Origin of the sequence: Janthinobacterium glycogeni (genome assembly GCF_051380725.1) — a bacterium.
Classification (GTDB): domain Bacteria; phylum Pseudomonadota; class Gammaproteobacteria; order Burkholderiales; family Burkholderiaceae_D; genus Janthinobacterium.
This window is the reverse complement of sequence record NZ_JBNYXP010000004.1, coordinates 301,748-316,164: the sequence shown is the minus strand read 5'-3', so window position 1 is coordinate 316,164 and position 14,417 is coordinate 301,748. Positions and strand designations below refer to the sequence as shown.

Sequence of the window (14,417 nt, the reverse complement as noted above, 5' to 3'; positions counted from 1 at the left end):
ACGGCAGCAAGTTGTAGGATAGCATTTTCGTTGCTTTTAGGCGAACAAACTTGCCTCAGATCATATAAAACGTGGCTTACACGCGCAAAGCACGCATACCATGCGCCGCCAGATGTCCCAGCACCATGCCAGGCAGCGCCGTCAGGGCGCCGACCTCATGCGTAGCGCCGACAGCGATCGCCTCGCGCGGCATGCCGAACACCACGCAACTGGCTTCGTCCTGCGCAAAATTATACGCTCCTGCGGCCTTCATCTCCAACATGCCTTGTGCGCCGTCCTTGCCCATGCCGGTGAGGATCACGCCGACGGCATTTTTACCGGCCGATTGCGCGGCCGAACGGAACAGCACATCGACCGAGGGACGGTGGCGGTTGACCGGTTCACCCTGGTCGATCTTGGTCATGTAGTTGGCGCCGCTGCGCGTCAGGGTCAGGTGCGAATGGCCGGGCGCGATGTAGGCGTGGCCGGGCAGCACCCGCTCGCCGCCCGCCGCTTCCTGCACCGAGATTTTGCACAGCGAATCGAGGCGGCGCGCGAACGAGCGCGTAAAGCCTTCCGGCATGTGCTGCGTGATCAGGATGCCGGGACAATCGGACGGCATCTGCATGAGAAATTCGCGGATCGCTTCCGTGCCGCCCGTCGAGGCGCCCACGATGATCAGCTTTTCGCTCGACGTCAATGGGCTGCGCAGCGCAGGCAGCGGCGCGGCCACCTTGTCGCCGGCCGACGGCAGGGTGCGCGCGCGGATACGCGCCTTCGAGGCGGCGCGGATCTTGTCGGCGATCATGTCCGTGTACTCGCGCATGCCGCTCTGGATGGAAATCTTCGGCTTGGTGACGAAATCGACGGCGCCCAGCTCCAGCGCGCGCATGGTGATTTCCGAACCGCGCTCGGTCAGCGACGACACCATCAGCACCGGCATCGGGCGCAAGCGCATCAGCTTTTCCAGGAAGTCCAGGCCGTCCATCTTCGGCATCTCGACATCGAGGGTCAGCACGTCGGGGTTGGTCTGCTTGATCATCTCGCGCGCCACCAGCGGATCGGGCGCCGCGCCCACCACTTCCATGTCGGGCTGGCTGTTTACGATTTCCGTCATCACGCTTCGGATCAGGGCCGAATCATCCACGATCAATACTTTGATCTTCATAGTTATCCTTCCAGGCCTTGCGGCCCTTCTTCTTTATTAAATTAGTACACCGGACAAAACCTGCGCAAGCCGCACAACGCGACGCGCGGCAGGTTTCGCCTGATATTTATCAGAACAGTTCGACCTCGCCGCCCACCGGCGCGACCTTCAAGCGGCTGGCGTAATCGAGTTCGCGGCGTACCAGCGTATCGTTATGCGTCTGCATCAGCTTTTTCACCAGCACCTTGCCGCTGCGGGGGAAAAAATACACCTTGCGCGGGTGGATGTCGTTGAGGTCTTCCGCCACCACGCGCATCTTTTCCGCCTTCAGGTAATTGATGACGAAGGCCGCATTGCGCTCACCGACGTTAATCGCCGTGAAGCCGCGCAGCACGGCGCCGCCGCCGAACACTTTCGCTTCCATGTTCTCGCGCCGTGCGCCCGCCTTCAGCAAATCATTGATCAGGATTTCCATGGCGTAGGTGCCATAGCGCATCGACGCGGAAATCGGGCTGTTCGGATCGCTGCCGCCATCGGGCAGCATGAAGTGGTTCATGCCGCCCAGACCCGTGACACGGTCGCGGATGCAGGCCGAGACGCAGGAGCCGAGCACGGTGACGATCAGCATGTCCTTGTTGGTAAAGTAATACTCACCAGGCAAGATCTTGGCGGCGTCACAGTTGAACGTCCTGTCGTAATAGACGTTAGTGGCGAATTGCTCTTTGGATTCCAGGCTCATATTTCACTCTCATGTACGATGCGACGGTGCCTTGGGCGCGGCGCCCCGAGGCTGGTCGAGCTCATATACTGTTTTACCGCGCAGCTTCAGTGAATCCGACACGTACAGAAAATTCTCCGAATGGCCCGCAAACAGCAGGGCATCGGGTTTCATCAGCGGCACAAAGCGCGACAGGATCTTGCGCTGCGTCGCCTTGTCAAAATAAATCATCACGTTACGGCAAAAGATGACGTCGAACTGGCCAGTCAATGGCCAGCCGTCGGCCAGCAGGTTGAGCGGCTTGAAGGTGATCATCTGGCGCAGTTCAGGACGCACCCGCACCTGCCCTTCGCGGTCGCCCTTGCCGCGCAAGAAGAAGCGCCGCGCACGGTCGGCCGGCATCTTGTCGAGCCGGTCCAGGTTGTAGACGCCATTGGCGGCCGTGGCCAGCACATTCGTGTCGATGTCCGTGGCGATGATGGTGACGGGCGGCGTAAGCGTATTGAACGCCTCGCACACCGTCATGGCGATCGAGTAAGGTTCTTCGCCGGTGGAACTGGCAGAACACCAGATGGTGATCGGCCCACTCAGTTTTTTCACATGCTCGGCCAGCAGCGGGAAGTGATGCGCCTCGCGGAAGAACGACGTCAGGTTGGTCGTCAGCGCATTCGTGAACGCTTCCCACTCGTCGCCCATGCGGCCCGCTTCCAGGTCGTCCAGGTAGCGGACGAACGAGGAGATGCCGGTCGCGCGCAGGCGCCTGGCCAGGCGGCTGTAGACCATCTCCTGCTTGCTGTCGGCCAGCGCGATGCCGGCCCGCTTGTAAATCATGGCGCGGACCCGCTCGAAGTCCTTGCCGGTGAAATCAAATTCCTTGACCGAATCCGTTTTAGTTTGCGGCATTTTGTTTTTACCTCTCTATGACTACTCTGACCAATGCCTTTGCAAGTATAACTAGCGGGACCGGGTTGGCGTCAGAACTCTTCCCAATCGTCGCCGCCAGCCGCCGCCAGCTTTTTCGCGGGCGGTGGCGTGCCGGCTTGCGCCGTCGTTGCCAACCGCCGTGTATTTGCCGCCACACCCGGTGCCGGCCGTGCCGCCGCCTTGACTACTGGCGCGGACGCGGGCATGGCTGCCTGCGCCGCGCTCTCGCCGTCCAGCTTGAAGATGCTGACGGCGTCGGCCAGTTTCTGCGCCTGCTCCTGCATGCTTTCGGCGGCCGCCGCCGCTTCCTCGACCAGCGCCGCATTCTGCTGCGTCATCTGGTCCATCTGCGCGATGGCCTGGTTGACTTCTTCGATGCCGTGGCTCTGTTCCTGCGTCGCCGCCGTGATCTCGCCCATGATGTCGGCCACCTGCCGGATCGACGTGACGATCAGACCCATGGTCTGCCCGGCCTCGTCCACCAGGCGGCTGCCGGCATCGACCTTGTCGACCGAGTCGCCGATCAGGCCCTTGATTTCCTTCGCCGCGCCGGCAGATCGTTGCGCCAGATTGCGCACTTCCGACGCCACCACCGCGAAACCGCGTCCCTGCTCGCCTGCGCGCGCCGCTTCGACGGCCGCATTCAATGCCAGAATATTCGTCTGGAACGCAATGCCGTCGATAACGCCGATGATGTCGACGATCTTGCGCGAACTGTCCTTGATGGAACCCATGGTATCGACCACTTGCGACACCACCTTGCCTCCCTGCTCCGCCACCGACGACGCCGACACGGCCAGCTGGTTGGCCTGGCGCGCGTTGTCCGCGTTCTGCTTCACGGTCGACGTCAGCTCTTCCATCGACGACGCCGTCTCTTCAAGCGAACTGGCCTGCGTTTCCGTGCGCGCCGACAGGTCCGCATTGCCGCTGGCGATCTCGCGCGACGCCACGGTGATGGTGTCCGTCCCGGTGCGCACGTCGCTGACCGTCTGCACCAGGCTCTCGTTCATGTCCTTGAGCGCCTGCTGCAGGGCGCTCGTTTCATCCTTGCCTTCGACCACCACGCGCGACGTCAGCTCGCCGGCCGCCACCTTCTGCGCCACGGCCAGGGCGCCGGACAATGGCACCGTGATCGAGCGCGTGATGAAGATGGCGCACCAGGCGCCGATCGCCACGGCCGCGCCGCCCAGGATGAACAGTACCATCATCAGGCGCGCATCGGCCGTCAGCGAGTCGTCCATGAAGCTTTGCTGCGCCACGTGCTGCAAGTCGAGCAGCTTGTTGATATCGGCCAGGGTCGTCTTGTTCAAGGGATCGATGCGGGTGGCGATCACCTTCGCCGCGCCCTCGCTGTTAAACGCCAGCACCTGTCCCATCGCTTCCTTGAAGGCGGCATCGACTTCGCCGTCGACCTTGGCGATATTGGCCAGCAGCGCCTTCTCGCCATCGGACAAGCCCAAGGTGGCCAGCTTGCCGCGCGCGCCGTCGTACAGCTTGCGCTGCTCGCGCACCTTGCCCTCTTCCGCCTGCATCAGACTCACATCGCCCTGCAGGCCGATATTGCGCATGGCAATACCGGTTTCCAGCATCGCGCTTTTCATCAGCGACGCCTGCGTATTCTTTTCGCTTGCCAGCTCCAACCCCGTGAGCAGCTGGGCCTTGTTACGGTAATTCAGTGCATTCGCCGAAACGATCACCACCACCAGGATGGCGAGGATGCTGCCAAAACCTATCCCCAGCCGGGTGCCTATCTTGAAATCGCGCAAACTCATTACAGTCTCCAATATTTATGTGAACGGCGCCCGTTCAACCGGACGGCGCCGTGTTGTGGCCGGGTCTCTGTCGGACCTTGCAGCCTGCCGGCGCGCCTCTGCCCGCGCCGGTACATGCATATCTGTAGTGATTCTTTGCGTTCTAAAACGGCGGCGCGCCGGGCGCCGCCTTGCTGCCGCTTAGGCCGCCAGCTTGTCGATCAGGCCCATCTCGCTGCTCGACATCAGCTTGTCGATGTCGACCAGGATCAGCATGCGCTCGTCGATGGTGCCCAGGCCGATCATGTAGTCGGTCGAGAAGGCCGTGCCCATTTCCGGCGCCGGCTTGACCTGCTCCGGCGTCAGGGTGGTGACGTCGGAAACGCTGTCGACCACCATGCCGACGATACGGCCGCCGATGTTCAGGATGATCACCACCGTGAACTGGTCGTACACGGGCGTGCCCAGGTTGAACTTGATGCGCATGTCGACCACCGGGATGATGATGCCGCGCAGGTTGATCACGCCCTTGATGAATTCAGGCGCGTTGGCGATGCGGGTGACCGCTTCGTAACCACGGATCTCCTGGACCTTCAGGATATCGATGCCGTACTCTTCGGAGCCCAGGGTGAAGGCCAGGAATTCACGGCCGGCGATGTCCTTGCCGTCGCCCGCATTGCTTCCGGATGTTTGTTGAGTATCTGACATGGTGCGTTTTCCTATCTTTATCTATCGGTGTTACGAAAAAATGGACTCGTCGGCCAGCTGGCGAGAGGAACGGATCAGGGCGGCGACATCAAGAATCAGCGACACGCCGCCATCGCCCAGGATGGTGGCGCCGGAAATACCCACCACCTTGCGGTAATTCGATTCGAGGTTTTTCACCACGACCTGCTGCTGCCCCACCAGGTCGTCGACAAACAGGGCCGCCTTGCGCCCTTCCGTCTCGAGGATCACGCAGATGCCTTCCGAGGGACTGGTAAAGCGCGGCGCGATGTCGAACATCTGATACAGCGGAATCAAGGGCAGGTATTCGCCGCGCACTTTCACCACTTGCCCCTTGCCGCTGATGTCCTTGACATCCTCAACGGCTGGCTGCAGCGATTCGATGACAAAGCCCAGCGGTAAAATATACACCTCGTCGCCAACGCGGATCGACATGCCGTCCAGGATGGCCAGGGTCAGCGGCAGCGAAATGGAAATCGTCGTGCCGAAACCCTTGGCCGAACGGATGTCGACGACGCCGCCCATGGCGCTGATATTGCGCTTGACGACATCCATGCCCACGCCGCGGCCCGACACGTCGGTGACCGCTTCGGCGGTGGAAAAGCCGGGCGCGAAGATCAGCTGCCACACGTCGGCGTCGCTCATCGACTCGGACACGTCCAGGCCCTGCTGCGCAGCCTTGGCCAGGATGCGCTCGCGGTTCAATCCCGCGCCGTCATCGGATACTTCGATGATGATATTGCCGCCCTGGTGGCTGGCCGAAAGGAACAAACGTCCCGCCTCGGTCTTGCCGGCGGCCACGCGGGCGGCCGGCATTTCCACGCCATGGTCGATACTGTTGCGCACCAGGTGCGTGAGCGGATCGACGATGCGCTCGATCAGGCCCTTGTCCAGTTCCGTGGCGGCGCCATTCGTGATGAAGTCGACCTTCTTGCCCAGTTTCGTGGCCAGGTCGCGCACCATGCGCGGGAAGCGCGAGAAAACGAAATCCATCGGCATCATGCGGATCGACATCACCGCTTCCTGCAAGTCGCGCGTATTGCGCGTCAGGTGACTGACGCTGTCGAGCAGTTTTTCATGCAGCATCGGATCGAGCACGCTGGCGCGCTGCTCGATCATCGCCTGCGTGATCACCAGTTCGCCCACCAGGTTGATCAGCTGGTCGACTTTCTCGATCGAGACGCGGATCGACGACGATTCGGCGCCGGCCTTGTCGCCCTCTTTCTTCGCCGGTTTCTTTTCCTGCTCCGCTTCGGCCACGGCGCTCGCCACAGCCGGCGCGGCGGCAGCGCTGGCGTTGCCCGCCTTGGCCGCGTCTGCGCGAATCTGTTCGAGGGGCTGGAAGAAACCGTAGCCCTGTTCGGCATCGCTCTGCACGCCGGCGGCGGCGCGGATATCCTCGATCGGCTGGAAGAAGCCATAACCGGGGTCCGTGGCGCCCTGCGCGCCAGGCGTGCCTGGCAACGGCTCGAAGAAACCGTAGCCTTGCGCCTTTTCCTGCGCCGTGCGGGCCGCTTCGGCCTCGCCTGGCGCCAGTGGCGGCGCCTGCGTGATCACCATGTCGTCGGGATTGAGCACGAACGAGCAGATGGCCAGGATATCGTCCAGGCTTTCATGCGTCGTCACTTCCAGCACCTTGCGCGCGTCGGGCAGGCTCGATACGGCGACGTCGCCCAGCAAGCCCAGTTCGGCCGCCAGCGCATCGACTTCGCGCGGCTCCATGGCCGGCAGTTCCAGGCGAATGCGATGGCCGCCGGCATGGCTGACGGCGGCCTTTTCCGCCGTGTGGAAGGCCGGCGCGACAGGCGTGAGCGCGGCCACGGGCACGTCCTGCGAGAACGACTGCAGCATCATGCGCACATTGGCCACGGCATCCTGGTCGACGGCGCTGCCCAGGCGATGGCCGTCGAGCTGCATCTTGAGGATATCCTTGGCGGCCAAAAAGGCGTCGACGTGTTCCGCCGTCAGGGCCATCTGGCCCTGGCGGATGCGGTCGAGCAGCGACTCGAGGATGTGCGTCACCTCGCTCATGTCGGAGAGGCCGAACGTCGATGCGCCGCCCTTGATCGAGTGGGCGGTGCGGAAAATGGCATTCAGATCTTCGGCGTCGGGCGCCGCAATATCAACGGCCAGCAGCAGCCGTTCTTTTTCAGCCAGCAGTTCTTCGGCCTCATCGAAAAAGACCTGAAAAAACTGGCTAATATCGATGGTCATAGGGTGACTCCGTCAATTGCATCATTGCGCTGCGCGGCTGGCATCAGCCGATCACCTTCTTGACCACTTCGATCAGGCGTTGCGGATCGAACGGCTTGACCAGCCAGCCATTGGCGCCGGCGGCACGGCCTTTCGATTTCATCTCGTCCGACGACTCCGTCGTCAGCATCAGGATGGGCACCTTCTGGTAGGTCGGCAGTTCGCGCAGCAGCTTGATCAGCTCCAGGCCATCCATGCGCGGCATGTTCTGGTCGGTCAGTACCAAGTCCACGGTTTGCAGCTTGGCTTTTTCCAGTCCGTCCTGGCCGTCCACGGCCTCCACCACCTGGTAACCGGCGGCTTTCAGGCTGAACGCCACCATCTGGCGCAATGAGCTGGAATCGTCCACTGCAAGTATCGTTTTGGCCATCTTTGCTCCCACTTATTCCGGGCATCCTGCCCGAGTATTTGATTAATCAATCCATGCGACCACAAGCGCTCCGCACTGGCATGCTAGAACAGCTCAATGTCGCCGCTTTCCAAATGCTGTTGACTGACAGCCTTGCGCAGCACGCTGCGCAACTCCAGGCTTTGAATCGCCAGCGCCATGCTGACCCGCCCCAGCAAGGCGACAATTTCTTCATTGTCGCTCTCCGGCAACATCTCCGCGCCATGCTCGCCCAGGGTCCCGAGGAACTCGCGCAAGCCCGTCACGCGCTTCAAGGTGCGCTCGATCAGCTGGCTGGTCATGTCCTGGAACTGCAGGCTGGTGATGGCGGCATTCACATAGCCCCCCACCTCATCCTGCAACGCCAGCAGTTTTTCGCGCTGCTGCTCGGCCGGAATACCGCCGTCGAGCAGCAGCGCGATAGTGTCTTGCTGCGCAGCGACGGCAGCGTGTATCGCCATGAAATTGAAGGACAGCTTCTCGATCGCCTCTTCCAGCAAGATGCCGGTCTGCACCAGGTCGGTTTCCACCTCCGTCAAGTGCTTGCGGCCATGGTCCGACACGCCGGACAGCAGGCGCTTTACATGCGAGCCAAGTATTTTCTTTCTTGTCATAAAGGTCTCATTGTTTCAATACACCACGCGTCGACCGCCTTGCGTGTTATTTTTTCGCCGCTGCCGGGGCGGGCACTGGCGCCGCCGCAGGCGGCGCACCGGCAGCCAACCCGGAAGCGACAGCGGCGGCAGCGGCATCGCTCACCGGCAGCTCGATCGCCGAACCATCGCGCAGGACATTTTCTTCCGTGCGCTTGTTCATGACGATAATGCTGATGCGCCGGTTGATCGGATTGAAGGGATCGAGCTTGTCCAGGTGGGCGGCCGAGCCCAGTCCCACCACGCGCAAGACTTTTTCTTCCTTCATGCCGCCGATCACCAGTTCGCGCCGCGACGCATTCGCGCGGTCGGCCGACAATTCCCAATTGCTGTAGCCGGCATCGCTCATATAGGGCGTCGAATCCGTATGGCCGGACAGGCCGATGCGGTTCGGTACTTCATTGAGCACGGAGCCGATGGCGTGCAGGATTTCCTTGGTGTACGGTTGCAGGTTCGCATTGGCGAGCGCAAACATCGGACGGTTCTGCTCATCGACGATCTGGATGCGCAAGCCTTCGCTGGTGATATCGAGCAGCAACTGGTTCTTGTATTTTTTCAGCAGGGGATTGGCGTCGATGGTCGCTTCGATGCGCGCCTTGAGCGCCTGCAGGCGCTTGCCTTCCTCGCGTTCGAGCGCCGCCTTGGCGGAGTTCAGGTCGAACGATTTGCGCTGCTGCTCTTCCTGCGCCTTGCGCACCTGCCCATCCTGGCGCGACAGGTCCTGGCCGCCGCCCTGGATCACGGAATTGCTTTCGCCGCTGCCGGAGCCGCCCGCCATGGCCACTTTCAACGGCGTCTTGAAGAATTCGGAAATGCCGTTCAAGTCGCCCTTCGAGGTGGAACCGAGCAGCCACATCAGCAGGAAGAAGGCCATCATGGCCGTGACAAAGTCGGCGTAGGCGATTTTCCACGCCCCGCCATGGTGCCCGCCAGCCGTCTTCTTGATACGTTTGACGATAATCGGGCGCATGCCTTCATCGGCCATGGCGTCCCCCTTCCGTGTGCTGCAAATGACTCATGGTGTCCAGGCGTATATTCACTGCTTACTTCGTTTTCGATTTCTTGATGTGGTCTTCCAGCTCATTGAACGTCGGGCGCTCGGTCGAGAACAGCACCTTGCGGCCGAACTCCACGGCCAGCGCCGGCGCATAGCCGTTCAGGCTGGCCAGCAGCGTCACTTTCACGCACTGGAACATCTTGCTCGACTCTTCCAGCTTCTGCTCCAGCAGGCTGGCCAGCGGACCGACGAAACCATAGGCCAGCAAGATGCCGAGGAAGGTGCCGACCAGCGCGTGCGCGATCAGCATGCCCAGCTCGGCCGGCGGTATGCCCACCGACTCCATCGTGTGCACCACGCCCATCACGGCGGCGACGATACCGAACGCGGGCAAGCCATCGCCCACCTTGGCGATCACGTGGGCCGGCACGGCGCCCTCGTGATGGTGCGTCTCGATTTCGTTGTCCATCAGGTTTTCGATCTGGAACGCATCCATATTGCCCGATACCATCAGACGCAGGTAATCGGTCATGAATTCGACGATGTGGTGGTCGGCCAGCACCGCCGGATACTTGGAAAACAGCGGGCTTTCTTCCGGCTTGTCGATATCGCCTTCGATCGACATCAAACCTTCCTTGCGTACCTTGCTGAGCACTTCAAACAACAGCGACATCAGTTCCATGTACAGCTCTTTGGTATAGCGCGACCCCTTGAACAGGCTGGGCAAGGCGGCGATCGTCGCCTTGATGGCCTTGTTATTGTTACCAACAAGGAAGGCGCCCAGGGCGGCGCCGCCGATCATCAGCAACTCCAGCGGCTGGAACAGCGCCGCCAGATGGCCGCCGGCCATTGCGAAGCCGCCAAAGACCGAAGCGCAGACGATGATGTATCCGATTATGACTAACAAGTGCCCTGACTCCCAATAATGGCCGCGGCTGTATGCCCGGCATGTTCAAACCTGTTCCTGTCTTCTGGCGGCTGCGCCGCCGGCAAAGACAGCGGCAAAAAAAGCAACCGGAAGTTAATTGAAATGTGCTGCTTTTCAATGCAAATCCGAGAAAATGCCGTGTGGAACTACAATAACGTGAGATTGCCCCACGGGCAAGCAAATAACGCAGACAATTGCTTAAAAGCACCATATGTAAAGCAAAGGACCACCCTCTGTGGCGGCGATGGTCTTATCGGGCTCGCGTGCCGCAATCTGGAATTCGTAACTAAGAAGCATGCTACCGGGCAACATTTCCTTTTCCGCCTTGATCCACAGGGCCGCCATCGCCGCCGGCGACAGGTAGGCAAACACGGCATCGTAGCGGCCGAAGTCGAGCGCTTCGTAGTCGCCGCGCAGGAAGCGCGCGCGACTGCCCGCCAGCCGCGCGCGCAAGCGGCTTGCCAGCCAGGGAAGCGGCGCCAGTTCGATACCGGAAAACTGCCCGTCGGGCCGGCGCCGCGCCAGGTCCAGCACCAGACCGCCCAGGCCGCTGCCGATATCGACCAGGCGCACGCCGGGACGGTCCGCGATCAGCCCGGCCACCGCCTGCCACACCTTCGGCCCGGACGGATAAAACGGCACTTGCGTGCGGAACGTGGACCAGTACAGGCTCAACAGGAAAACAAAGGCTGCCAGGAACACGGCCGGAGGCCAGTCGAGCAGGCTGGCGCCGAGCAAGGCGGGCGCAAACAGCAGGCCGATGGCGCACCACCAGCGCGCCAGTCCCGCGCGCCAAGTAATAAGCGCCGCCAGCACGCCCTGCAACAGCGCCACGGCCGGCAGCGACATGGTCGCGCCGGCGCGCGCCAAGCCATATACCAATAGCAACATCAAGGGAAAGGCCAGTGCCTGGATCAGGATGGCCTTGAGCGCGGGCGCGCGCAGGATTTGTTGCAGCATGGGCTAGTCAAAGAAGGAAAACGCCAGTGTAAGCGATGGAGACATGAAAAAGCCGGAGTGCGGTCAGGCGACCGGCTCCGGCTTATTTTCTGTCTTATGTATGGCTCAGGCAACCGCGCCCGGCGCAACAGCGGCCGCTTCATCGCGCGCCTTCTTGGTCTTGCCGGCGCGCGAAGGCATGTGGCACAGGCCGCACACATAATCGGCGTTCAGGTCGAGGCAGTTGACGACAAACTTGCCGCCGCATTTGCCGCAGGGCGCCATGTCCAGCATCTTGCTGCTGAAAAAGCGCACGAGGGTCCAGGCCCGCGTCAGCGACAGCAGGGGCTCTTCGCCCGCTTCGGGCGGCATCTGTTCCAGATACAGCTTATACGCCTTCATCACGGCTTCGATGCCCGTGGCGCCGGCATGGTCGACGAGGAATTTGTGGATGTTGATGAACAGCGAGGAATGGATATTCGGTTGCCAGGTGAGGAACCAGTCGGTGGAAAACGGCAGCATGCCCTTGGGCGGCGAAACGCCCTTCAATTCCTTGTACAGATTCAGCAGGCGCTCGCGCGACAGCGAGACTTCCGTCTCCAGCAGTTGCAGGCGTGCGCCCAGCTGTATCAATTCGATGGCCAGCTGGATTTCCTGCGCTTCCGATACGACACTTTTCTTGGCCATGCTGTGTACTCCGCGACTGACTGATGCTAACTAACTGATACTGACTGATAAGGTTGCCAGAAAAATGTTCAGGGCAAGGCGCGTTGCCGAAGACAGTACGAATGTACGGCAAGGCAATGCAACGCCGCCATGGACGTTTTGAGGGGAACCTTAAGCGATTTCTTCGACGCCCTGGCCGGCCATGAGGATGGCAGCGTGCGACTGGGCCAGCGAGCGGTCTTTATTGTAGTTCGTCAGCATGCCCAGGATGGCGCTGTCGTCGAAGCGGAAGCGGGCCAGCATCATGTTGCCTCCGGCGAGTTTCAGGATCTGCGCATTGCTCATGCCTTCGATCAGTTCGGCGATGTCGGCGGCGATGCCCAAACGGAAGATGGCCGTTACCTTGTCCGCACGAATCATTTGCTGGGCCAGCATCAGGTAGCTCAGGTTAGCGTCGCGAATCTCAGCCATCATGTCGTTAGCAGTCATTTCCATCTCCTCAATCCGTTGAATTCAGCTGGCGTTGTGTGTTGCCAGTGAGATACATTCTGCAGGAGCAACATTAAATGCAACAGAGGCGTAGCGCTGTATTTTTGGTCGGGCAATAGCGGATGGGATCGTAGGTGTTTGTCTGACAAACACTGCTCGATCATGGTCGCGCGCCAGCAACGGCGCGGATGTGGGAGGTTGGCTCTGCGACGGGTTTACCCGACTTTTGGCCTGTAAAAAATATCACTTTTTTACAACAACTTGATCGGAATCAAGCCTGTCTACTGAGATAACGGCTGCCTTGGCAGGAACTTTAGGGCTTTTTCGAAAAATATTTCAAAGACCCGTATTCTCTTTCGGCCGGTTTGACACCGTTCATGTAATCGTTGACGGCGGCGTCCGGCGAAACTTTAGGGTGATTTGAAAATATTTTTAAAAATCGTGATTTTTTTCGTTGACGCCCCTCAGGCAGGCACTTTTCGCGCTGCAGCCAGGGTGGAAATTCCGCTTTCCGGCGTGGATTTGCTACACTGCCTGCTTCCGCACAATACTTTAAGCCTCAAGCAATATTGCGCCATTGAGACAAGTATCAACATGAAAGCCACCATGATTTCTCGATATGACTGCAGCGCGCGCGACCTCGACGATCCCCTGGCGCCCTTGCGCCAGCAATTCGACTTGCCGCAAGGCGTAATTTACCTCGATGGCAATTCCCTGGGCGCGCGGCCGAAAGCGGCGCTGGCGCGCGCCCAGCACGTCATCACGGCCGAATGGGGTACCGACCTGATCCGCAGCTGGAATACGGCGGGCTGGTTCGACCTGCCCAAGCGCCTGGGCGACCGCCTGGCCCCGCTGCTGGGCGCCGGCACGGGCGAAGTGGTGATCACCGACACCACCTCCGTCAACCTGTTCAAGGCCCTGGCCGCCGCCCTGCAGATGCAGGCCAGCGACCCGGTCCATGCCGCGCGACGCATCATCGTCAGCGAACGCAGCAACTTCCCCACCGACCTGTACATGGCGCAAGGCCTGGCCGCCTGGCTCGACCGCGGCTACCAGCTGCGCCTGGTCGACAGCCCGGACGACCTGGCGCACGCCATCGATGCCGATTGCGCCGTCGCCATGCTCACGCACGTGAACTACCGCACCGGCTACCAGCACGACATGGCCGCCATCAGCAGCCACTGCCACGCGCAGGGCGCGCTGGCGCTGTGGGATCTGGCCCATTCGGCCGGCGCCGTGCCGCTGGACCTGAACGGCGCCGGCGCCGACCTGGCCGTCGGCTGCACCTATAAATACCTGAACGGCGGCCCCGGCTCGCCCGCCTTCATCTGGGTGCCGGCAAAACACCAGGCCCGCTTCCGCCAGCCTTTGTCCGGCTGGTGGGGCCACGCCACGCCGTTCGCCATGGACCCGGGCTTCGCGCCGGCCGACGGCATCGCCCGCGCCCTGTGCGGCACGCAGCCCATCGTCTCGCTGGCCCTGGTCGAATGCGGCCTCGATATCTTCGCGCAAACGAGCATGGAAGCCATCCGCCGCAAGTCGCTGGCCCTGACGGACCTGTTCATCGCGCTGGTGGAACAGCGCTGCGCCAGCCATCCGCTGGGCCTCGTCACGCCGCGCGAGCATGCGCGGCGCGGCAGCCAGGTCAGCTTCACGCACCCGCACGGCTATGCCGTGATGCAGGCGCTGATCGCGCGCGGCGTCATCGGCGACTACCGCGAACCGGCCATCATGCGCTTCGGCTTCACGCCCCTGTACACGAGCTTTGCCGACGTGTGGGATGCGGTGGAAATCCTGCGCGACATCCTCGACACGCAAGCCTACGACATCGCCGCCAAGCGCGACGCCGTCACCTGAAC

At 61.5% G+C, this 14,417-nt stretch carries 14 protein-coding genes; 1 reads left to right on the top strand and 13 read right to left on the bottom strand.

The window, feature by feature from the left end; genetic code table 11:
- Positions 1 to 76: 76 nt before the first annotated feature.
- The 13 genes from ACQ4W4_RS12275 to flhD all read right to left on the bottom strand — a co-directional run bounded on the left by ACQ4W4_RS12275 (position 77) and on the right by flhD (position 12,558).
- Complete coding sequence (locus tag ACQ4W4_RS12275; protein WP_035826603.1) at positions 77 to 1,147, bottom strand: protein-glutamate methylesterase/protein-glutamine glutaminase; 1,071 nt, start codon at positions 1,145 to 1,147, stop codon at positions 77 to 79.
- 109 nt (positions 1,148 to 1,256) lie between these two features.
- Positions 1,257 to 1,865 (bottom strand): chemoreceptor glutamine deamidase CheD, encoded by a 609-nt coding sequence (cheD, locus tag ACQ4W4_RS12270; RefSeq protein WP_034758343.1) that lies wholly within the window; start codon positions 1,863 to 1,865, stop codon positions 1,257 to 1,259.
- 9 nt (positions 1,866 to 1,874) lie between these two features.
- Positions 1,875 to 2,747 carry a CheR family methyltransferase gene (locus ACQ4W4_RS12265; RefSeq protein ID WP_070219720.1) on the bottom strand — a complete coding sequence of 291 codons (873 nt, stop codon included), beginning with the start codon at positions 2,745 to 2,747 and terminating at the stop codon, positions 1,875 to 1,877.
- A gap of 71 nt (positions 2,748 to 2,818) precedes the next feature.
- Positions 2,819 to 4,540, bottom strand: coding sequence for a methyl-accepting chemotaxis protein (locus tag ACQ4W4_RS12260; protein WP_436542240.1), 1,722 nt, complete (start codon positions 4,538 to 4,540; stop codon positions 2,819 to 2,821).
- Between the two features lie 180 nt (positions 4,541 to 4,720).
- Positions 4,721 to 5,227 carry a chemotaxis protein CheW gene (locus ACQ4W4_RS12255; RefSeq protein ID WP_034758356.1) on the bottom strand — a complete coding sequence of 169 codons (507 nt, stop codon included), beginning with the start codon at positions 5,225 to 5,227 and terminating at the stop codon, positions 4,721 to 4,723.
- A gap of 30 nt (positions 5,228 to 5,257) precedes the next feature.
- The gene (cheA, locus tag ACQ4W4_RS12250) at positions 5,258 to 7,459 is read right to left on the bottom strand and encodes a chemotaxis protein CheA (protein WP_436542239.1); all 2,202 of its coding nucleotides are present in this window, start codon (positions 7,457 to 7,459) and stop codon (positions 5,258 to 5,260) included.
- Positions 7,460 to 7,502: 43 nt separating this feature from the next.
- Positions 7,503 to 7,868 (bottom strand): response regulator, encoded by a 366-nt coding sequence (locus ACQ4W4_RS12245; RefSeq protein WP_034758362.1) that lies wholly within the window; start codon positions 7,866 to 7,868, stop codon positions 7,503 to 7,505.
- A gap of 83 nt (positions 7,869 to 7,951) precedes the next feature.
- Positions 7,952 to 8,500 (bottom strand): hypothetical protein, encoded by a 549-nt coding sequence (locus tag ACQ4W4_RS12240; RefSeq protein WP_034758366.1) that lies wholly within the window; start codon positions 8,498 to 8,500, stop codon positions 7,952 to 7,954.
- A 46-nt stretch (positions 8,501 to 8,546) separates the two neighbouring features.
- Complete coding sequence (gene motB, locus ACQ4W4_RS12235) at positions 8,547 to 9,524, bottom strand: flagellar motor protein MotB (protein ID WP_436542238.1); 978 nt, start codon at positions 9,522 to 9,524, stop codon at positions 8,547 to 8,549.
- 58 nt (positions 9,525 to 9,582) lie between these two features.
- A complete protein-coding gene (motA, locus tag ACQ4W4_RS12230) occupies positions 9,583 to 10,443 on the bottom strand; it encodes a flagellar motor stator protein MotA (protein WP_034758373.1) in 861 nt (286 codons plus the stop codon).
- A gap of 219 nt (positions 10,444 to 10,662) precedes the next feature.
- Positions 10,663 to 11,424 carry a class I SAM-dependent methyltransferase gene (locus ACQ4W4_RS12225; protein ID WP_436542237.1) on the bottom strand — a complete coding sequence of 254 codons (762 nt, stop codon included), beginning with the start codon at positions 11,422 to 11,424 and terminating at the stop codon, positions 10,663 to 10,665.
- 105 nt (positions 11,425 to 11,529) lie between these two features.
- The gene (gene flhC / locus ACQ4W4_RS12220) at positions 11,530 to 12,090 is read right to left on the bottom strand and encodes a flagellar transcriptional regulator FlhC (protein WP_436542236.1); all 561 of its coding nucleotides are present in this window, start codon (positions 12,088 to 12,090) and stop codon (positions 11,530 to 11,532) included.
- 150 nt (positions 12,091 to 12,240) lie between these two features.
- Positions 12,241 to 12,558: a flagellar transcriptional regulator FlhD gene (gene flhD / locus ACQ4W4_RS12215; protein WP_010396649.1), complete on the bottom strand. Its 318-nt coding sequence runs from the start codon at positions 12,556 to 12,558 to the stop codon at positions 12,241 to 12,243.
- A gap of 606 nt (positions 12,559 to 13,164) precedes the next feature.
- On the opposite strand from flhD, the gene kynU reads away from it, so the two are divergent.
- The gene (gene kynU / locus ACQ4W4_RS12210) at positions 13,165 to 14,415 is read left to right on the top strand and encodes a kynureninase (RefSeq protein ID WP_436542354.1); all 1,251 of its coding nucleotides are present in this window, start codon (positions 13,165 to 13,167) and stop codon (positions 14,413 to 14,415) included.
- Positions 14,416 to 14,417: the final 2 nt, after the last annotated feature.